The organism is Bradyrhizobium diversitatis (genome assembly GCF_016031635.1).
GTDB classification, from domain to species: domain Bacteria; phylum Pseudomonadota; class Alphaproteobacteria; order Rhizobiales; family Xanthobacteraceae; genus Bradyrhizobium; species Bradyrhizobium diversitatis.
In genome coordinates this window covers 73,656-92,123 of the sequence record NZ_JACEGD010000002.1, presented here as the reverse complement: position 1 = coordinate 92,123, position 18,468 = coordinate 73,656, and the positions used below count along the sequence as shown (strand labels likewise).

17 protein-coding genes and 2 pseudogenes are annotated in these 18,468 nt (G+C 61.0%); 4 read left to right on the top strand and 15 right to left on the bottom strand.

What is annotated here, in order from left to right:
- Nucleotides 1-106: 106 nt before the first annotated feature.
- Entirely contained in the window at nt 107-1,042 is a 936-nt protein-coding gene (locus H1B27_RS01925; protein ID WP_197964799.1) for a c-type cytochrome, read from the bottom strand.
- A gap of 938 nt (nt 1,043-1,980) precedes the next feature.
- Here H1B27_RS01925 and H1B27_RS01920 point away from each other — a divergent pair.
- Nucleotides 1,981-3,228 carry an acyl-CoA dehydrogenase family protein gene (locus H1B27_RS01920; protein WP_197964798.1) on the top strand — a complete coding sequence of 416 codons (1,248 nt, stop codon included), beginning with the start codon at nt 1,981-1,983 and terminating at the stop codon, nt 3,226-3,228.
- A 196-nt stretch (nt 3,229-3,424) separates the two neighbouring features.
- Nucleotides 3,425-4,427: pseudogene (locus H1B27_RS39940) on the top strand (LLM class flavin-dependent oxidoreductase).
- A 597-nt stretch (nt 4,428-5,024) separates the two neighbouring features.
- Here H1B27_RS39940 and H1B27_RS01910 read toward each other — a convergent pair.
- Complete coding sequence (locus tag H1B27_RS01910) at nt 5,025-6,236, bottom strand: amidohydrolase family protein (protein ID WP_197964796.1); 1,212 nt, start codon at nt 6,234-6,236, stop codon at nt 5,025-5,027.
- Nucleotides 6,237-6,420: 184 nt separating this feature from the next.
- Between H1B27_RS01910 and H1B27_RS01905 the strand changes: the two are divergent.
- A pseudogene (locus H1B27_RS01905) lies at nt 6,421-6,705 on the top strand (IS21 family transposase); the annotation flags it as partial.
- A 4-nt stretch (nt 6,706-6,709) separates the two neighbouring features.
- Here the strand turns inward: H1B27_RS01905 and H1B27_RS01900 are convergent.
- The 6 genes from H1B27_RS01900 to H1B27_RS01875 are packed head-to-tail and all read right to left on the bottom strand — an operon-like array spanning nt 6,710 to nt 11,297.
- Nucleotides 6,710-7,090 carry a RidA family protein gene (locus H1B27_RS01900; protein ID WP_197964795.1) on the bottom strand — a complete coding sequence of 127 codons (381 nt, stop codon included), beginning with the start codon at nt 7,088-7,090 and terminating at the stop codon, nt 6,710-6,712.
- A gap of 54 nt (nt 7,091-7,144) precedes the next feature.
- Nucleotides 7,145-7,957: an enoyl-CoA hydratase/isomerase family protein gene (locus H1B27_RS01895; RefSeq protein WP_197964794.1), complete on the bottom strand. Its 813-nt coding sequence runs from the start codon at nt 7,955-7,957 to the stop codon at nt 7,145-7,147.
- A 12-nt stretch (nt 7,958-7,969) separates the two neighbouring features.
- On the bottom strand, nt 7,970-8,791 hold the full coding sequence (locus H1B27_RS01890; protein ID WP_197964793.1) for an ABC transporter permease: 822 nt from the start codon (nt 8,789-8,791) through the stop codon (nt 7,970-7,972).
- Entirely contained in the window at nt 8,788-9,570 is a 783-nt protein-coding gene (locus H1B27_RS01885) for an ABC transporter permease (protein ID WP_197964792.1), read from the bottom strand. The genes H1B27_RS01890 and H1B27_RS01885 overlap by 4 nt, the downstream gene beginning before the upstream one ends.
- Nucleotides 9,554-10,333, bottom strand: coding sequence for an ABC transporter ATP-binding protein (locus H1B27_RS01880; RefSeq protein WP_197964791.1), 780 nt, complete (start codon nt 10,331-10,333; stop codon nt 9,554-9,556). The genes H1B27_RS01885 and H1B27_RS01880 overlap by 17 nt, the downstream gene beginning before the upstream one ends.
- A gap of 19 nt (nt 10,334-10,352) precedes the next feature.
- The gene (locus H1B27_RS01875) at nt 10,353-11,297 is read right to left on the bottom strand and encodes an ABC transporter substrate-binding protein (RefSeq protein ID WP_197964790.1); all 945 of its coding nucleotides are present in this window, start codon (nt 11,295-11,297) and stop codon (nt 10,353-10,355) included.
- Between the two features lie 126 nt (nt 11,298-11,423).
- Here H1B27_RS01875 and H1B27_RS01870 point away from each other — a divergent pair, with 126 nt between their 5' ends.
- Nucleotides 11,424-12,041 (top strand): MarR family winged helix-turn-helix transcriptional regulator, encoded by a 618-nt coding sequence (locus tag H1B27_RS01870; RefSeq protein WP_197964789.1) that lies wholly within the window; start codon nt 11,424-11,426, stop codon nt 12,039-12,041.
- Between the two features lie 47 nt (nt 12,042-12,088).
- Here H1B27_RS01870 and H1B27_RS01865 read toward each other — a convergent pair whose 3' ends face one another.
- The 7 genes from H1B27_RS01865 to H1B27_RS01835 are packed head-to-tail and all read right to left on the bottom strand — an operon-like array spanning nt 12,089 to nt 18,456.
- On the bottom strand, nt 12,089-14,278 hold the full coding sequence (locus H1B27_RS01865) for a xanthine dehydrogenase family protein molybdopterin-binding subunit (RefSeq protein WP_197964788.1): 2,190 nt from the start codon (nt 14,276-14,278) through the stop codon (nt 12,089-12,091).
- Complete coding sequence (locus tag H1B27_RS01860) at nt 14,275-14,739, bottom strand: (2Fe-2S)-binding protein (protein ID WP_197964787.1); 465 nt, start codon at nt 14,737-14,739, stop codon at nt 14,275-14,277. Before H1B27_RS01860 ends, H1B27_RS01865 begins: the two co-directional genes overlap by 4 nt.
- A gap of 37 nt (nt 14,740-14,776) precedes the next feature.
- Nucleotides 14,777-15,169 (bottom strand): RidA family protein, encoded by a 393-nt coding sequence (locus H1B27_RS01855; protein ID WP_197964786.1) that lies wholly within the window; start codon nt 15,167-15,169, stop codon nt 14,777-14,779.
- 29 nt (nt 15,170-15,198) lie between these two features.
- Nucleotides 15,199-15,912: an ABC transporter ATP-binding protein gene (locus tag H1B27_RS01850; protein ID WP_197964785.1), complete on the bottom strand. Its 714-nt coding sequence runs from the start codon at nt 15,910-15,912 to the stop codon at nt 15,199-15,201.
- Entirely contained in the window at nt 15,909-16,691 is a 783-nt protein-coding gene (locus H1B27_RS01845; protein ID WP_311976920.1) for an ABC transporter ATP-binding protein, read from the bottom strand. Before H1B27_RS01845 ends, H1B27_RS01850 begins: the two co-directional genes overlap by 4 nt.
- A gap of 1 nt (nt 16,692) precedes the next feature.
- Nucleotides 16,693-17,571 carry a branched-chain amino acid ABC transporter permease gene (locus tag H1B27_RS01840; RefSeq protein WP_197964784.1) on the bottom strand — a complete coding sequence of 293 codons (879 nt, stop codon included), beginning with the start codon at nt 17,569-17,571 and terminating at the stop codon, nt 16,693-16,695.
- Between the two features lie 12 nt (nt 17,572-17,583).
- Nucleotides 17,584-18,456: a branched-chain amino acid ABC transporter permease gene (locus H1B27_RS01835; RefSeq protein WP_197964783.1), complete on the bottom strand. Its 873-nt coding sequence runs from the start codon at nt 18,454-18,456 to the stop codon at nt 17,584-17,586.
- Between the last annotated feature and the right edge of the window lie 12 nt (nt 18,457-18,468).

Below are 18,468 nucleotides of genomic sequence, written 5' to 3'. Positions count from 1 at the left end.
GGAGAAGAAGCGCTACGCTATATTTTGAGCAGCCAAAGGACGGCTACGCGTGATATTCGCCTGCGCCGGTGGCAAGTCCTACCGGCACTAGCACGAGAAACCTCAATCACTTCCGCCCGCACGACAAATCGTTCGGATTGTTTGAGCAGCCAGCCGATGCTATTGCCATGGTGCGCAAATAGGCTACCAGCGCATCGAGGTCAACGTCCGAGAGCTGGTCTTTGCTGAAGCCGACCATCTGTTGAGCTGGCCATGCGCGAACCGCTCGCGGATTTCGGATGATCGCGCGCAGCCCGGCCTCGGTAAGATATTGCGTTGGATTCATCGGCCGTTCAAGATCCGGTCCGGTATCGCTCGCACCGCCGCCATTTAACCGATGGCAAGGCAAGCACTGCGTGATAAATACTTCTTGTCCATGCCGTGCTGGTGCGTCGACCGCAGTATCGGCAGGAACAGCGAGTTGAGCCCAGCGGTGAACTGGGCTTTCAGCAAAGCTCAAGCGCGTCAACTGATAGGGCCATTGCTCGCCTCCAATGGCTGATTTCTCCGGGTTCTGCCAGACCAGGTAAAACGGACCGGCAGTTTGCGTCTTCTGCGGTAATGGTGGCCATGGATGGGCGATATCTTCGACCGCAATATAGGCGACCGACCCACCACTAGCGCCTTGACGAATTAATGCAAACGGAATCTCGCTGACGAAGCCGTCCCGTGCCTCCGCCTCGACGGTGTCGAAGTTTGGAGCAACGCTATTGCCTAAGAGCGCCAAGAGTGGCACGGCCCGATAGGCGACAGCATGGTGATAGACGTCGCCGGTCACACTCAACACGACGGCGTCGGGCCTGCTCAACAGTTGGTTGGCGGTAAAGCGGTCTTCGGTGGCTCCTCTTCCGATGGCAAGCACGGGTTCTGCCGGTTGCCCCCGCTCTGCGCGTGTCTGGGTCGATGCGACAGGCACCAGAAGCAAAACCATGGACACCAGAAAGACAAGCCAGCTGCGAAGGATGCGTCCATTTCCTACCGCCGAACAAGCGAAGTCTAACATCCAGGATTTCCGATGAGGCGAGCTGATGAGTGAGCCGGCAGGAGCTAGATCCGAGACTAGGCCGCGATCGTTAGCAGTCAATCGGAACTTGATTACAGCCGTATTGAGCGGGCGGTACGCCTAATCTGCTTTCCCGATTTTCAGGGAGAGTGAGCTCACATTAGCGGGAGTGTTGCGGCCACCAGCAATAACTTACGCAATCGCACTATGCGGCACGGGTGGTACAAAATCGATGTGGGGAGCTGAAGACAGAACCACTTGGGTTGCATCAGAAGCTAAGCTCATGACGAGCAGAATCACGCCTCATATCTAGTCTGCAACTCACCTCCGCCAACGAGGGCAAATCCGTGTTCGAGTTCAGTTGCGACATGCGCGCGGGTTGCGAGGTCTCGGGTCATGAAGGAGACAGCGCTGAAGCAGTCGCCACATAAATAGACCGCCCGATCTTTTCCGACATCATCACGAACTCAGCAAGAACGATGCATAGTGCCGCAGTTGATCGAAAAGCGGCAGCGAAGCGAACTCGGCGATTTCGAATGCAAAACTTCATCAACGACGAGTTCAACCCGGATCCACGCCGATGAGGAAGATAACCTTCACAGCCCCTTCTTGTCGGGATGCCTAAGCGCAAGGGCGAAGCGCGCATTCTTCTGAGCAGACCGAATGAAACATCGAAAACGATTTTAGTTTTGCGCAACAGTAGGACGTCGGGAGCTTTCACATCAGGAGTCTTCTCATTGGCAGCGATAATTGCGTATCCTCCATTGGCATCGCGGCTATTTGATAATCATCGAAAACGATTTCGCTTGCGATGAAGAATCACCCATGCATCTGTATTAGCTCCGCTCGTTTTCAACACCGTGGGAAACGACGATCTCGACAAGTCCGGCTGGTGCTTGACCGCACTTGCCATCACAGACTTTTGACCGGAGACAATCGTGATCAACGCAAGTATCAAGGCAGCAAACGTTCATACGCCACGCAAACCTTTCGACGAGGCCCGCGAACAAGAGCCTCTCGCAAGCGAGGTGATGCGGCTGCATGCCGCCCTTCGCGATCTGGTGCCGGAGCTTGTCTCTCGCGCCGAAGAGATCGAGAAGGGGCGCCGCGTCCCCGCCGATATCACCGACCGGCTGCAGCGCCTCGGCTTATTCCGGACCCTGTTGCCGCGAAGTCATGGCGGGCTGGAATTGAGCGTCCCCGAGGTGTTGCAGTTGATCGAGACATTGGCGGCTGCCGATAGCTCGGTCGGGTGGGTGTCCATGATCGGAATCGGGGCGCAATTATTCACCACAAGACTGCCGCGGGTGACTTTTGACCGGATCCATGCAGATGGCAGAGCCAACCAGTTGGCCGCCTCCGGCATGCCGGTCGGGCGAGCCGAGGTGGTCGATGGTGGCTACCAGGTGTCTGGGCGCTGGCCGTTCGCCAGCGGCTGCCAAAATGCGCAATGGATTGTCGGTCATTGCATTGTGCACAAAGACGGCGAACCCGTCATGTCAGAGCGCGGCCCCGTCACCCGATGGGTCACTTTGCCCGCGGAGCGCTGGCGTATAGAGGAGACTTGGCAGGCCTCCGGGCTAACCGGCAGCGGTAGCCATCATGTGATTTTGAAAGATGTCAAAGTTCCGGAGGCGAATATGTTCGACATGTTTAACGGAAGCTCCTTGATACCTGGACCGCTCGAGAGCCCTCTCATGCCCTTCCTCGCCTCGCTTCATGGCGCTGTGGCCAATGGAATCGCTGCAGGCGCCATGGCCGATCTTGCAGGCATGGCCGGCAGCGGCCGCCGCCAGGCTTTTGCAACGACCGATCTCAGGGATTCGCAGGTCTTCCAGCAAGAGTTCGGTCGTCTCGGTGCAGAGTTGCGCGCAACACGTGCGCTGTTGCAGGTTCAGGCCGATAACCATTGGCGCCGCGCTCTTGCAGGCACGCTAAATGGCGAGGCCGACTTTGCCGAAGGCTTGCAAGCTAGCGCTTGGATCCATGCGGCTTGCACAAATATCGTCAGCGACTGCTATACGCTCGGCGGTACCAACGCGATCATGAACGCATCAGCCCTGCAGCGGCGCCTGCGCGATATTCATGCGGCGAGACAACACGCCTTCGCGCAAGAGCGGTTCTACATCAGCGCAGGCAAGAACGCGCTCGGCTTTCCACCGGTCGATCCGATGTTCGGGCAATAGCATTCCTACCTCAACTCTCGATCCGGCGCCGCTCGCATGTTTCCTCCATGCGAGCGGATTTTCTCTTGTCGTCATTCCGCTTCAATTATTAGCTCCGCCTGGCGCGGTCATATGTTCGTAGCCGAAATCGCTTGGTGTTCGGAATTGCTCCGGTGCTAGCGTTGGTCCAAAAAGTGATCACACATGGTAGCCTCACATGAGAGCTAAAATTCCAGTTTCGATTCTCGAATACTGCCCGGTGTTAGCGGATGAAACGCCGCGCGAAGCCTTGCAACAGGCAACCGTTCTCGCGGCTCATGTCGAGAAGCTTGGCTACAAAGGTTTCTGGGTGGCGGAGCATCATAGCGTATCGATGTTCGCTAGTTCTGCAACCCCCGTCGTCATTTCGTATATTGCGAACAATACTAAGACGATACGGGTCGGCGCGGGGGGAGTCATACCGCCGAACCACCCACCGCTGGTCGTGGCCGAACAGTTTGGCACGTTGGCGTCACTTCATCCTGATCGCATCGACCTGGGGCTTGGCCGCGCTGGCCGGGCCAATTCGGGAAAATCAGCTGCGATGGCGGTTGGCACCCAACGCTCGCGAACGCTATCCCTCCGACATACGCGATTTACAATCCTACTTTCGGAAGCTGGAGGCAGGACAGCTCGTGTGCGCAGTGCCCGGGAACGGCCTGAAAGTGCTGCTCTGGTTGCTTGGATCCTCCACTTTCGCGGCGATCGAGGCGGGACAGCTCGGTTTGCCGTTTGCGTTCGCCACCCAATTTGCTCCCCGCTCGGTGGGGTCTGCGCTCGAAAGCTATCGATTGCATTTCCGGCCATCCGACGCGCTGGATCATCCATACACAATGGTCTCCGTCTTTGTCATCGCCGCAGATACCGAGGATATGGCCCACTATGTCTTCAGCTCGGTACAATTCACGCTGATCGACTGCGTTCGTGGCAACTCTTTGCCCCTGCAGCGTCCGATACGGAATCTCGAAGCCGTTTCGACCGAGAAAGAGAGGCTATCACTGGAGCGTTTCCTACCCCTCCCAATCGTTGGTTCGAGAGAGACCGTCTTTCACGGGCTCGATAGGGTGCTCGCAGAGACTGCGGCGGACGAATTGATGGTGCTGACACCTGTCTATGACCAGACCGCGCGATATCGCAGTTTTGAGATTTTGTCGGAGCACAGCGCTTTTGCGCTCGGCTGAGCTATATCAACCGGAGGTAGTTCATCGCGACTGCGCCATTAGCGCGGCTAGCGCTTTTGCTTCTGTTGCCTAAGATAGTTGGCTCGCCATTCTAGGAACGCGGGTAGAGCACTGAATCGTCCTCTTCACGGCTATCGCGCTGCAAATGCCGGTCAACAAGCCTACTCGATCGTCTTTCCGACCACGGGATAGGTCAACAATACCGGCCGTCGTCTGCCATGGGGCAATCGGCATCAGCCGCCAGCAGCGTGCAGCATCGGATGACTCGGTCTTTGCATCCGCTCAGCGCGACGGCTCATGACCTTGATGGCATCGCCATCAACAAGAGCATAGCGCTTATGACCCTGCGCATTGACGTCGTAGCAGGCACCAGCGTCGCGGGCTTACGCGTTCCGCGTTCCTATACCCTGCGCCCCACCACGATGTCCGGATCCCGCTTCGATTTGGTAGCGGGGCGAACATTAACTGGACTGCCGCGCGAAACGTTCGGAAATTGCGGAAGCCCTCAGTTAGCCGATCATCGGAGGTTTCGCTTGCAACGGCTCCGGGAATGACTCAGTACCAACTTGAAAGAAAATTCCCTGGACCGAGTGTTTGTCACGAGCGCTCCGGCGTCTTCTTGCCGCCGACCACGGCAGCGATCGGGAATAGCCGCTGGGAGCCGGTCCGTACGACCTTATAATCATCCTGAAACTGGAACGCTCCCTCTCGCAGATCCAGCACGGTGACGTCGGCCGGCGCACCTACGTTGAGGGTACCGCGGTCGCTGAACGCAGCGAAGGCACGCGCGGAGTTGACCGTGACGCGGGCAATCACGTCGCGGAGCGACAGACCAAGCATCAGGAATTTCGACATGACGTTGGGCAAGTCGACAACGTTAGTGGTGCGTGTCTTAGGTCCGTCCCAGTCGGTCGAGATTGTGTCCGGGATGAAACCCTGCTTGACGCCCCGCTCGAACATCTCCCAGTTGAAGTGGTCGAGGGTGCCATTGCCGAAGTCGAACTGGATACCGCGACGACGCGCGGCGAGCACTTGAGGAAGAACGCGCCCGCTGTCGTCGAAAATGCCATTTGGGTCGGGCGCATAGACATGCGTGATCACGTCACCGCGCTTGAGCAACGACAGGATCGCGGGCAGTGGCGAGTAGGATTGGCCGATGTGGACCATGACCGGCAGCCCAAACGGGCGAGCTGCTTCCTGCGCTCGCCGCAGCGCCTCAAGATCATTGGCGCCGGTGAATCTGTTCGAAAGCCGCGCCTTGATGCCGATGACGACATCGCGGTTGCGAGCAATGGCGGCGCGCGCCAGGTCAACGTCCACCAGGTTCAGATCGTGCAGTTCGCCCTTCTGGTTGTCGACCCCGATACGCGAGATATTGATAAGCAGGCGGCCAAAGTTCGGCCCGGCCTTCACGCGGGCCGCAGCTTGATCAATGCCGTCTGCACCGTAGGTGCCAGCGTCAAGGTAGCTGGTGACGCCGTCCAGAAGCACGAGCTGCGGCGCGTCGTTGCTCTGGGCGGCATGGCAATGGACGTCAATAAGTCCCGGCACGACCAGCCTGCCGCGCGCATCGAGGATCTCCGCGGCATCGGCCTTGACGTTCTCCTCGACAGCCGCGATCCGTCCGCCGACGACGACCACGTCGCGGACCCCGTCGATGCCAAGCGACGGGTCGACGACCCGTCCGCCCCTGATGATCAGGTCGTAGCCCGCCGCTCGCAGGTTCGACGTCCGAGAGAGCATAGCCGCACCTGTGGCAGCAGCGTAGAGAAAGCGGCGACGGTTCATCATCATCGTGTATTCCTTCATGAGCTCGTGCGTGCTCGCAGTCATGGTGGTGATGCCGCACCTACTGTGCGCATGCTTACTCTTTGTGATTTTCGACTGACCTTCTAATGTCGAAAACGATTTCGAAGGACTCAAATTTGATCGCGCAAATTCACGAAGTTGTTCGCTCGCTAATGCAGCGGCGATATTGCTGCTGCAATCACCAGCGGCGGCCTATGTCGCGCTGAGCTTTGCGCCCCGGCGAAGCCTGTCAGTTCGACTGAAGCCACGAGGTAGTCCTTTGAGTGGGACCACAGTGATCGTGAAGGTCGCGCCCACGTCCGGCTCTGCCACCGCGGTATGCTGTTTGTAAGGGCCGATCCGCGCGAGACGCGGGAGATGGTGTTCCCGCGACCGTGCGTTCGCCCTGTTCAGGGGCACGTGTAGTCGCGACGTCCACGACAACATGAAGACCGCGGTGGAGACGATCTTTGTTGGCGAAGTCCGAGCAGCTCTTAGCGCGACGGTACAAACGCTACGACCTCGATCTCCACTCGCGTCCCCGAGCCAAGGAGGGACCCGGCTCCGACGGCGGTGCTGGCCGGCGGCTCCTTGCAGTCCAAGAACGTTTCGACACGGACTCGGTTGAAGCCGTCGTAATCGGCTAGATTCACCAGATATGATGTGGTCTTCACGATATCCGAAAGGGAGGCGCCATGCTTGGCCAGCACGCGAGAGATGCGCTCAAAAATACGACGAGTCTGCAATTCGATATTGTCACGCGCATCCTCGTCGGCGCAGAGGATTCCCGACAGGTACAAAAGCTCTCCGCTTGTCCCAAGCGGGACACGTCGGGCCGGTGAATATCGCGGTCTGTTAGGATTTTCTGTCGGCATGAATCTGTACCTTCCAGGCTCTTTGATCGAATGACGCCGTCCTCAAGGACGGAATCAGGCTTTCAAGGTCTTGGCCAAGGCCGGGGCGGGACCGGTCGCATAAGTCGGACGCCGCCGTTCGGCGAAGGCACGAAGCCCTTCTTCCGCATCGTCGGATTGCAGCAGCTCCTTTTGCAGCGCTCCTTCGAGCGCTAGTCCCTTCTCCAGCGAGTGGTCCAATCCATGCTGGACGGCTCGCTTCGCGGCCTTCACGGCAAGCGGCCCGTTCGCCGCGATGCGTTCCGCGATCGCGAAGGCGGTATCGAGCAACGCATCTACGGCGACGATGCGGTTCACCAGTCCAATCCGTTCCGCGCGCTGGGCATCGATCGCTTCTCCTGTCAAGATCATCTCCAGAGCGCACCCCACCGGAACGAGCCTCGGAAGCCGCTGCGTGCCGCCGCCGCCCGGCAGCACGCCCCATCGCACCTCCGCCAGTCCGAACCGCGAGTCCGGCGTACAGACGCGCAGGTCGCACGCCATCGCCAGTTCCAGCCCGCCGGCGAGGCAATGGCCCTGGATCGCGGCAATGACCGGCTTGGTGATCTCATCGGCGAGCGTCATGCCGCCGAAGCTGATCGTGCTGTCCGTCCCATGCAAGGCAACATCGCGACGCCACGGCATGTAAGTCTTCAGATCGCCGCCGGAACAGAACGCGCGCCCGCCCGCACCCGTCAGAACAGCGACCAGCAACGTCGCGTCCGCCTCGAACTCTTTCCAGACCTCGGCAAGCGCGCGATCGTGCTCGACGTCGAGGGCGTTCATGGCGTCAGGCCGGTTGATCGTCACCAGGGCAACGGCACCCTTCCGTTCGAAATCGATGGACATGATCGGATCCCTTCAGGTCCGGCCCTGAGGCATCAAGGCCCAGGATTCAAAAGCGGCAAGCGCCGCGTTGAGGATGAAGCCGAATGACCCGACGACGGTCAGCAGGCCGAACACCTCGGCCGCGTTAAAATTGCGTTGGGCCATGAGCAGCAATGCGCCCAGCCCCGGCATCAGTGTCAGCATTTCGGCCAGTAGCGACACGATGATCGCCAGGGGAGCGGCGACGCGCACGCCTGTCAGAATCGACGGCAGCAGCGCTGGCAGGAAGATCTTGGTCATCCGGGCGACGACACCGAGCTGCAAGGACCGCGCGGCCTCTAGCAGCGTCGGATGGAGCGATCGCACGCCTAAGGTGGTGTTGAGCAGAACCGGCCAGAGCGCCGCGAAAACTATCACGAACAGCTTCATCGTCTCGTTGACACCGATGATCAAGGCTGCCACCGGCACGATGGTGGGCGGCGGCAACGTGCGCAGAAATTCCAACGTCGGCCCGAGACAACGAGCCAGAGCGGGCGAGGCGCCGATCAGCCCGCCGATGCCGACGCCCAATGACGTGGCAAGGATGAGAGCGGCGGCAACCGACTGAAGCGTCACCAGCACGGCGGGAATGAGATCGCCCGAGTTCGTCCGGTCGATGAGAGCAGCCGCCCACGTGGACGGAGGTGGAAAGTATGGCGAGCGCGAATCGCCGAGCATCTGCCAGAGCAAGAGCAGGGCGATCAGCGGCAGCAACCCTTGCAGCGCCGACCAAACGTTATCCGCTGCATGGAATATCCAAGGGCGTTCCTTGCCACCAGCCACGGCCGGCGCGGGCGCGTTCACCGCGGTCATCATTGCTGGATCTCCCGAATTCCGGGAAACAGCCGCGCGAAGGTCAATCGAAGGCACGCATTGAGGAGAACGCCGAGCGCACCCGTGGCGACGAGATAGCCAAACATGAGACCCGGCTGAAGCGCTTCCTGCGCCGCCACCAATCCCCAGCCAAGCCCAGCCGGATTGCCGACCATTTCCGCGATAACAGCGACGACGAGCGCGAGACCGAGCGAGACACGGGCCCCGACGATGGTGGACGGCAGAACCGCGGGAAGGACGAGCCTGCCGAGCCGCTGCGTTCGCGACAAATGCAGCGTCGCGGCCGTATCGAGCAGCCGCGGATGGATGGCCCTCGCCCCGGCGACGGTGTTGACGATGACCGGCCACACGCTCGCAAAGACGATCACGGTGATTTCGGTGTAGACGGTGAAGCCGAAGAGCAGGACCGCCACCGGAACGAACGCCACGGCCGGCAAAGGCCGGAGCAGTTCGAGGGACGTGTTGAAGAAGCGATGGACGGTCGGCGAAAACGCGAGCGCGAAACCGATCGCCGCGCCAAGCATGCTCGCAATGGCCCATCCGGCCAAGGCGCAGGCCACTGTGTGCACGGCATCGCCGATGATCTGGCCAGATCGGATCGCGCCGTAGAGGGTCTGGCCGATCTCCGTCGGCGCCGGCAGGAACTCGAACCGGGTCGCGGCGGCCCTGACCCCGACTTCCCATGCGACGAGAAGGACCAGCGCGGTCGCGAGCGCGGATAGGTTGAGCGCGCCCCCTGCGCGCCTAAGCATGGATCTCATGGCGAAACGCCTCAAAGAGCTGATGACGCAGCCGCAGATATTCGGGAAGCTCCTTGGTCACGATCTGGTCCCGCGGCCGCGGCAGGTCGACGGTGATGCGCCGCGCGATGTGGGCCGGGCTGCCTTTCAGCAGGATGATCGTATTGCTGAGGTAGATCGCCTCCTCGATATCGTGAGTCACGAACAACACGGTCGCGCCGGTTTCGGCCTGCACGGCCAGAAGCTGGTCCTGCAGCGATGCCTTGGTCATGGCGTCGAGCGCTCCGAACGGCTCGTCCATCAACAGAGCGCTCGGCTCCATGGCGAGCGCCCGGGCGATCTGAACCCGCTGCTGCATCCCGCCCGATAGCCGCCACGGGTATTCATCCCTGAATCGCTCAAGCCCGACCATGCGGATGGCGTTCTGAACCTTCTGATCGAGCTCACCGTTGCGGAGGCGCCCCTCCACGCCCAGCGCAACGTTTCGCCGCACCGTTCGCCACATCAAGAGGGCGTGCGCGTAGTCCTGGAACACCATGGCCATGCCGGGGACCGGGGAGCGGACCTCGCGTCCCTCGTAGACTGCACGCCCAGAGCTGTGGGACGTCAGCCCCGCTAGCGCGCGCAGCAAAGTCGTCTTTCCGGTGCCGGAGCCGCCAAGGATCGAGACGAACTGGCCTCTTCCGACTTCGAGATCGAGATCCTCGATGATGCGACGAACGCCCGGCGCACCGGGCAGATCGATGCAGAGGCGCTCGCACTGAAAAGCGGGCTGGATCGTCATGATCAGCGCCGATCCCACGTCACTTCAGCACCAGATTGGATGCATTGAGCTGAGCGGTAAGCTGTCCGGTCTCCCGCGTCGCCTCGATCCACGCTGAGATGTGTTTTGCAGTCAAAGATGTGCTGTACGTCGGCAGCACGATGCTTTCGATTACGTCATTCGGCAGACGTGTCCACTTGGCGAGAATCTCGCGCGCTTCGACCTCATAGCCCGCGATATAGGCTCTCGCCTCCTCCAGCGCGGCGACCCAGCGCGCGATCGCGTCGGCATTGGCGCGCGCCCAGGTGCCATTCGCCATCCAGCACGTCAACGTAATGGGATCGCCGACCTGCAGCATCGGATCGCCAAGGTCGACGTGGCCCGACTTATTGAGCGCGGCGACGAAGGGCTCGACTGCCTCGACCGCGTCAACGCGCTGGGCCTGGAGCTGGTCCGCCATGTTGGGGAACATCATCTCGATGAAGCGCACGCTCTTCGGATCCACCCCGCCGCGCTTAAGCGCAAGCAGGGTCGCGATGTGGATGACCCCGTTGATCGATGGCGTGCCGATCGTCTTGCCATTCAGCTGGCCGATCGAACTGATCCCGGACTGATTGCCGGCGATGAGGCGCATCTGCCGATTGGCTGCGGTCTCGATCGTGTTGCCGCACACGCCTACGACGTCGAGACCGCCCGCCGCCGCCTTCACGATATCGATTGCGGTCGCGCCCGAAATGTCCAACTGACGTCCGAGCGCGCCGATCGTGGTGGAGAGGTTCTGGACCGTCATGATATCGACGTCGAGACCTTTCTCCAGAAAAATGCCCTTGTCCTTTGCCACCCAGAGCGGGAGCCAGGCCGACGAGATCACCGAGGCGACGCGGATCTTGATGGGTGCCGCGCCGCTCTGCGCAAAGGCGCGGGATACCGGGTGCGCGGCGGCCATGCCAAGCAGGCCGAGAATGGTGGAGCGCCTCGTGGGCATCACGCTTCCTCCGTGTTGGGCTGCGTTCCTGTTGAGCTCATCTGTTCGTTGCTTTATGAGTTGGGCCGAGAAGTATCACATGAAGATACTTTATATCAAGATACTTTATAAGAAGGAATTCCGGACGTGAAACGGGATGCAATCGACAAATTTGCGGGCGAATGGGCGAAGGAGTGGCCGGAGCTCGACGTTTCGCACCTGCAGACCGTCGGCCGGATCTGGCGTATCAGCGAGCATCTGCGCCGCCGGTTCGAGGTGTGGCTTCAGCCTCTCGGATTGAATTGGGAGACTTTCGATGTGATCGTTTCCCTGCGCCGATCCGGTGCGCCGTATCGAATGCGGCCGACTGAACTCAGCGAGGCCTGCCTTTTGACGTCCGGCGCCATGACCAACAGGCTCGATCGCGTCGAGCGGGCCGGCCTGATCGTCCGGCGCCCCGCCCCGGATGACCGCCGATCCGTTCAGGTTGAACTCACGTCGAATGGGATCACCCTGGCAGATCAGGTGATTCAACCGCACTTCGCTGCCGCACGGCAGCTTCTTGAATGCCTTGACGGCAAACAGCAGCAGACGCTCGCCCATCTCCTGCGCGACGTCCTGACTACGCTCGAGCCGGCCGACGGTGAAGCAGCCGGCAGCGATCGCATGGCGAAGGTATCGACCAGCGTGCCTGCGAAATCGGGTAAGGGCCAGGCGGCCTCGAAACGCACCACAGCGGGAAAGCGCGCGCGCCGCCCCACGTGACTCGCGCACAGCGCTGCAAGAGATATTCAGCGCTGGTCGCTCTCTTGTCATGTGGACTCGATCGGCAAACGTCTGATGCGGCGCCGCGCGGCCGCGAAGATCGCGTTCGTCACCGCCGGCGCCACGATAGCGGTCGCCGCCTCACCGAGGCCGCCAGGTTCGGCCGCGCTTGGCACAATGTAAGTCTCGATGCGTGGGGTTTCCTCGATGCGCATCGGCAAATAGGTATCGAAGTTGGATTGCTCGACGCGCCCGTCCTTGAACGTGATCGCCCCGCGCAGCGCCGCAGTCAGGCCGAATATCGTTCCGCTCTGCACCTGCGCGTCAATCATGAGCGGATTGACCGGCAAGCCGCAGTCCACCGCGCAGACGACGCGCTCCACCTTCACGGTGCTCTTCTCGTCGAGGGCGACTTCGGCCACGAGCGACAGGTAGCTTCCGAACGCGAACTGGACAGCCACCCCGCGGCCCTTTCCCGCGGGCATCGGCTTGCCCCAACCGGCCTTCTCTGCCGCGAGATTCAGAACGGCGAGTGCGCGCGGATTGTGCCCAAGAAGATTCCTGCGATATTCGACGGGATCCTTGCCCGCCGCAGCCGCGAGTTCATCGATGAAGCTCTCGACGACGAAGACATTATGCGCCGGCCCCACGCCGCGCCAGAACCCAGTCGTGACGCCGGGCGGTTCGGCGCGAACATAGTCGACTAGAATGTTGGACAAGGCATAGGGCGGCTCGGCAGCGCCCTCGACCGCATCGAAATCGAGGCCGTTCTTGAAAAGTGCGGGCACGGCGCGCGCGATGATCGAGGAGCCACACACCCGATGGTCCCAGGCAACCGGCTGTCCTGCGGCATCGAGGCCGGCCGATATCCGATCGTAGTAGTAGGGACGATAAATGTCGTGCTGGATATCCTCCTCGCGACTCCAGATCACTTTCACAGGACCGTCAACCTGCTTGCCGATCTGTACGGCGAGCAGCGTTCCATCCGGCTCGAGCCGGCGACCAAAGCCGCCGCCGATATACTGGTTGTGAATGACCACGGCGTCTTGAGGAATGCCGAGCAGGGCCGCGACCGCCGCTTGCGTGACAGTCGGGATTTGGGTTCCGACCCAGATCTCGCAGGAATTTTTCCGGACATGCACGGTGCAGTTCATGGGCTCCATTGCAGCGTGTGCCAGGAACGGCAGCTCGTAGGTCGCCTCGATGCGCCGCGTGGCGCCGGAAAATGCCTCTTCGAAGTGTCCTTCGTTTCGCGCCACGACGCCGGGACCTTCGGAGGCACGTTTGAGCTGCTCGACAAGCATTTTGCTGTCGACGGACGCATTGGGACCGTCGTCCCATGCGATGGTGGCAGCCGTCAGGCCTTTCTTCGCAGCGCCCATGTGATCGGCAACGACGGCCACCGCCTGGTCAATCGTGACGACCTGGCGTACGCCCTTCGTCGCGAGCGCCGCGGCCTTGTTCACGTCCTTGGGCCGTCCCCCCATGACGGGCGAAATCGCGAGCGCGGCAACCTTCATGCCGGGGAGGATGACGTCGATCCCGAATTGAGTTCGACCAGAGACCTTATCGGCGGCCTCGATCCTCTTGGGCGATTTACCGATCAGCTTGAACTGTTCCGGCGGCTTGAGCTTGATCTGGTCAGGCGCGGGCGCCTTCTGGGACGCTGCAGACCGCAGCAGATCCCGGTAGGCCAGCGACTTCGTTCCCGAAGGATCCAAGACGACCCCGCTCCTCACGCTGCAAGCCGACGCGGCCACGTTCCACTGTTTCGCCGCCGCCGCGACCAGCATCAGGCGTGCCGCAGCACCCGCCAATCGCAGCGGCCGCCAAAAGCCTCGAATCGACGCCGATGCACCCGTCGTCTGCTGGCGCAGGATCGGAATCGGATTGGCGTAAAGGGCATCGTTCGGTGGCGCGTGTTCGACCGTGACGGCGTCGAGATCGACCTCGAGCTCCTCGGCCAGAAGCATCGACATGGCGGTATAAATCCCCTGCCCCATCTCGATGCTCGGTATCGTCAGGTGCACACGGCCATTCGGCTCGATGCGGACGAACGCGTTGAGAGCGGGATCATTCTCCTTAACCGCGGCGTTCGACCAGGACGGCAGCGCAACCGCCAGGGCAAGACCACCGGCCGCGGTCGCTCCGACCTTGAGCAAGCTCCGGCGTGAGAGCTTTTTCGAGTAGCAGCTCGCTACCGGCCGCGGCAGTCGCTCGGCATCCAATTCTATCATGGCTGCTTCCCTTCCGCCGCCCGCTTGATGGCATCGCGAATGCGATTGTAGGTGCCGCATCGGCAGACATTCCCGGACATTGCGTCATTGATCTCTGCGTCGGTCGGATGGGGCGTGCTCGCCAGCAGTGCCGCGGCAGACATGATCTGCCCCGATTGGCAATAGCCGCACTGGACCACATCGAGGTCGAGCCATGCCTCCTGGACCCTGCGGCCAAGATCGGTGCGGCCTACGGCTTCGATGGTTGTCACGGAGGAGTCGCCGACGCTATCGACGGTGGTGATGCAGGATCGGGTCGCGACACCATCGATGTGAACCGTGCACGCGCCGCACAGCGCTACCCCGCACCCGAACTTCGTGCCGGTCATCTTGAGGACGTCGCGAAGCACCCACAGCAAGGGCGTATCGCCGTCTACATCCACGGTCTGCCGTGTGCCATTGATCTTGAGAGCGTATGTCATTCTTTCGCCGGTCAAACGTCGTTCAGAAGGTTTGCGATCAGGCGGCGGCAAGCGCGACGGCTTCGATTTCCAGCAGCAATCCGAAATGAAGGGATGCCACTCCGGCGACCACCCGCGCCGGCCGGACCTCACCGATCCAATCGGCATAGATCTGGTTGAACGCCGGCCAAAAGTTCATATCGGTCACGTAGACGCGCACCTGGAGGAGCCGGCTTCGATCGGTTCCCGCAGCTTCGAGGCACGCGTTGACGTTGGCGAGCACCTGTTCAGCTTGCCGCTCGAACGGCTGGTCGCTCATGGGCTTGCCGTTCACATCGACCGGAAGCTGTCCGGACACGAACACGAGGCCCGCGGCGGTGCAGGTGTGCGAATAATGGCCGGCAGGCGGACGCAGTCGGTCACTGTTTGCGAATACGATACTTTGCTGCATGGTGCTGCCTTCCTTGTCTGGCCGTCAGTTCAGTAGAACTGCATGAGGACTTTGTTGTCCGCCAATTCGTCGGGAGAGGTTTCGTGGATGATCGCGCCGGATCGCATCACCAGAACGCGATCCGATACCTTGAACGCTTCCTTCACGTTCTGCTCTACCAGCAGGATTGACAGTGCGAGTTGCTGCTGAAGCTGGCGGATCGGCTGCAGCAGATCCTGGAACAGCTTCGGTGCCAATCCGATCGACGGCTCGTCCATCAGGAGACAGCGGGGACGGCTCAGCAAAGCGCGCGCGATGCTGACCATCTGTTGCTGCCCCCCCGAAAGGGTGCCCGCGCGGCGGTCATAGAACGTCTTGATGCGGGGCAGGATCGACATCACCCACTCGATCCGCTCAGACTGCTCTCGCTGCGGCACGTCGGTCGCCCACATCGCAAGCCGGAAGATCTCGTCGACCGTAAGGCCCGGAAAGATGCCGCGGTCTTCGGGCACAAGGCCGATCCCCAGGGCAGCCATCTTCTTCGGTTCCGGATGGTTCAGGCGCTGGCCGTCGATCGATATCTCGCCGCCCTGGCGTGAGACCAACCCGAACAGCGAGTTCAACAGGGTCGACTTGCCGGCACCGTTGTGACCGACGAGGCAGAGCACCTCGTTCCTGCGGATGTCCAGGCTGACATTGTCGAGAACGACGCGGCCGCCATAGCCAACCCGAAGATTGTCAACGCTGATGAGAGCATTGGTCATGAGCGTTCGCCGAAATAGATGGATGACAACTCTGGATTCCCGAGGATCTCCTCGGGCTCGCCGTCGGCCAGGAGACGGCCCTGATCGAGGAAGCTGATCCTGTCGGAGATGCTGACGACGATCTCGAGGTTGTGCTCGATGATGCAGATCGTGATGCCGCGACGAACTTCACTGCGCAATAGCGCCACGAAGCGGTCGTAAGACCTCGGATCGAGCCCCGACGCCGGCTCGTCGAGAAGCCACATCTTCGCGTTAGTGGCCATGATGCGAGCCATGCTCAAAAACTTGCGCTCTGCGTAGGCCAGATCGTTCGCGCGCACATCGGCCTTGTGCAGCAGCCTGGTGGCATCGAGTATCTCGTGCACGCGCCGGTGTCGCTCCGAGACGCTTCCCGCCTCGGACTGCCAAAACCAAGCGCTCTTCTCCATAACCGTAAGGACGTTCTCGAAGACCGTCATGTGGGAGAAGAGACGCAGATCCTGGAAGGTCCGGGCAACGCCGAGACGTGCTATCTTCCACGGAGAGGTGCCGACGATCGATTGTCCCTGCCAGCGGATGTCGCCCCCGGTTGGCCGGAGATGGCCCGTGATAAGATTGAAAAGTGTTGTCTTCCCCGCTCCGTTCGGACCAACCAGTGTGGTGATAATCCCCTCGCGCAGGTGGAGCGACACGTCCTCCACGGCCTTCACGCCGCCAAAGCTCTTCGTAAGATTGGCGATCTCCAGGAGAGTCATTGGCTCGGTCATGGGCTGGACCGGCAGTTTCAAAGCTTGCAGCACGTCACGCCTCCCCTCGCTTAATTCCCATCAGGCCGTCCGGCTTGAAGATCATCAACAGGACCATCGCGAGCCCGTAGATCATCTGCTGCACGGATCCGATTTCGGTGCGCGGAAGGAATGGCAGATAGGTCAAGGCGGCCGGCAATAACGTTAGAAGAACCGCCCCTACAACCGGCCCCCATACCGTTCCGATGCCGCCAACGATGACCATGGCCATGAAAAGCGTCGAGGCATCGATCGTGAAGCTCTCCACGTTTATGAAGCTGAGGTAGTCAGCATAGAGGACGCCGGCGACGGCACAAATCGCGGTCGAGTAGAACACTGAGAGCGTCTTGATCAGCGCGACATTTTTCCCGAATGCCAGAGCGGCCGACTCGCTGTCTCTGATGGCTTTCAGGCTACGACCAAAACTGGAGCGAACGATTGTCGCGGTGAGAACGACCACTAGGACCAGCGTTACGCCGGCCAAGGCGAGGAATTCGACGGGATCGGTGAACGCGTGTCCGCCTATGCTTGCCGGCGGGATACCGACAAGCCCGCCTATGCCGCCCGTGACCGATTTCCACTCCGAAAACACCGTTGCGGCCAGGACCTGAAAACCGAGCGAGGCCGCCACGAAGTAATCGCCTCGCACTCTCAAGGCAGGCAAGGCCAGAGCCACCGAAATCAATCCGGCTACGAGCATCGCGGCCGGCAACTGAAGCAGCAGCGAATCCGTCCACTGCAGGGCAATGAATGCCGCGACATATGCGCCGACGCCGAAGAACACGGCATGGGCGAGCGAGAAAATTCCTGCATATCCCATGATGAAGTTCAAGGTTACCGCCAGAATGGCGTTGATGCAGACCAGCGTGGCGAGGTTTACGAGATAGGCGATCACGATACCGATTCCTCAGCTAGTGGCGACGCGGCCGAAAAAGCCTGATGGCCGCAGCACAATGAACGCGAACAGGATGAGAAACATAACCGCCTCGCTCCATTGCGGATCGAACCTCCACAACGCCAGATTCTCTGCAATGCCCAGCAACAGTCCCGCGCAGGCAGCACCGCGCAGACTACCGACGCCGCCGACAATGGTGGCAGCGACACTGATAAGCATGACGCGGCCGCCGATCGCCGCGTTCAGCCCCGAGGTCATGCTGGTGAGCACCGCGGCGGGAACGACGAGCAAGGAGCCGAGCGCAAATGCACATGTGGATATGGCCTTCGGATTCAACCCAAAGGTCCTCACGAGTGCGGAACTCTCGGAGAGAGCGCGAAGTGCGATCCCGATGTTCGTCCTGCCGAGAAATAGCTGGAGCCCGACAAAACACGCCACCGCCGTGACAACGGCAATCCCCGCCGCAGGAGCCACGTAGAGTCCGGGCGCAAGCTCGACGCTCTTGCTCAGTGCCGAGGGCACCGAAATGAAGCCGCGCCCGAAGACGGTCCCAATCAGGTTCTGAACGACCACGGCGACGCCGAAAGAGCCGACGAAGATCGTAAAGAACGATCCGTCGGTACTCTGAATCGGTCCATACACGTAGCGGTCCAGCGCGACGCCAAACGCTACGACCACGAAGCACGAGGCAAGGATCGAGATCGGCCACCAGACGAGAAGAACCGCATATAGATAATAGAATATGTACGCGCTGATCGCGAAGCTCGCGCCGTGAGCGAAGTGAAATATCTTCGTGGCCCCGAAGATGAGCGAGAAGCCGACTGCAGTCAGGCCGTAGAGCGCGCCGACCTGGATTCCGTTGATGATAAGCTGGAGAAGCAGCATTGGTCCTCGCGC

Bases quoted from the DNA above. Each gene is read 5' to 3' on its own strand.
- H1B27_RS01925 (WP_197964799.1), bottom strand. From the start codon at position 1,042: ATGTTAGACTTCGCTTGTTCGGCGGTAGGAAATGGACGCATCCTTCGC.
- H1B27_RS01910 (WP_197964796.1), bottom strand. From the start codon at position 6,236: ATGAAGGAATACACGATGATGATGAACCGTCGCCGCTTTCTCTACGCT.
- H1B27_RS01900 (WP_197964795.1), bottom strand. From the start codon at position 7,090: ATGCCGACAGAAAATCCTAACAGACCGCGATATTCACCGGCCCGACGT.
- H1B27_RS01895 (WP_197964794.1), bottom strand. From the start codon at position 7,957: ATGTCCATCGATTTCGAACGGAAGGGTGCCGTTGCCCTGGTGACGATC.
- H1B27_RS01890 (WP_197964793.1), bottom strand. From the start codon at position 8,791: ATGATGACCGCGGTGAACGCGCCCGCGCCGGCCGTGGCTGGTGGCAAG.
- H1B27_RS01885 (WP_197964792.1), bottom strand. From the start codon at position 9,570: ATGAGATCCATGCTTAGGCGCGCAGGGGGCGCGCTCAACCTATCCGCG.
- H1B27_RS01880 (WP_197964791.1), bottom strand. From the start codon at position 10,333: ATGACGATCCAGCCCGCTTTTCAGTGCGAGCGCCTCTGCATCGATCTG.
- H1B27_RS01875 (WP_197964790.1), bottom strand. From the start codon at position 11,297: ATGCCCACGAGGCGCTCCACCATTCTCGGCCTGCTTGGCATGGCCGCC.
- H1B27_RS01865 (WP_197964788.1), bottom strand. From the start codon at position 14,278: ATGATAGAATTGGATGCCGAGCGACTGCCGCGGCCGGTAGCGAGCTGC.
- H1B27_RS01860 (WP_197964787.1), bottom strand. From the start codon at position 14,739: ATGACATACGCTCTCAAGATCAATGGCACACGGCAGACCGTGGATGTA.
- H1B27_RS01855 (WP_197964786.1), bottom strand. From the start codon at position 15,169: ATGCAGCAAAGTATCGTATTCGCAAACAGTGACCGACTGCGTCCGCCT.
- H1B27_RS01850 (WP_197964785.1), bottom strand. From the start codon at position 15,912: ATGACCAATGCTCTCATCAGCGTTGACAATCTTCGGGTTGGCTATGGC.
- H1B27_RS01835 (WP_197964783.1), bottom strand. From the start codon at position 18,456: ATGCTGCTTCTCCAGCTTATCATCAACGGAATCCAGGTCGGCGCGCTC.